The sequence below is a fragment of the Amycolatopsis sp. cmx-4-54 genome, from assembly GCF_046548895.1.
Taxonomy (GTDB): Bacteria; Actinomycetota; Actinomycetes; order Mycobacteriales; family Pseudonocardiaceae; genus Amycolatopsis.
Map to the genome: position 1 here is coordinate 1 of NZ_JAEBEJ010000034.1, position 539 is coordinate 539.

At 61.0% G+C, this 539-nt stretch carries 1 protein-coding gene; it reads left to right on the forward strand.

The window, feature by feature from the left end:
• Window positions 1-12 precede the first annotated feature (12 nt).
• The coding region (locus ACLJQ7_RS42630) for a hypothetical protein (protein WP_410653877.1) at window positions 13-539 on the forward strand (527 nt) is incomplete at its 3' end.

Consider the following 539-nt stretch of genomic DNA (forward strand, 5'->3'; position numbering starts at 1 on the left):
TGGGATAACGAGGTGGGCAACCCTTACACCGTTGACCCGGGCGGCACGCTGCAGCTGGGCGAGAAAATGGGCTTCACGGTGTTCGGACGCGCGGAAATGCACGGCCTCAAGCGCACGCTGTATAAACTGTCTGGCCGGTGGCGCGAGATTCATGTGCCGTCCGGCAGCGACGAGTTTACGCTGGCCCGCGACATCAATGACAGCGCTGGCGCACTCGTGGTCTACCGCAGTGGCTATAACCAGTACCGGCTCAGCCAGCAGGCCACCCGGCGCGACATTCTCGTCGAGCTGTATGACGGGCGCGTCCTGCCTAACACCATCATCTCCAGCCGCGTCGTGGGGGATGAAGAGTGGCTATTTCTGCAGGAGACGCTGCCGCCTGTTCCCAAAGACCAGGTGCGTCGTATAAGCTACATGCCGAGAAGCCGACTCGATATCGACGCCATCGAAATCAGCAGGCTTACCGACGCGGACGGCGCGGCCCAGGTGGCACTGACTTTTAAAGCCATCACTGAAAGAAGGAACGCGCCGCCGATAAC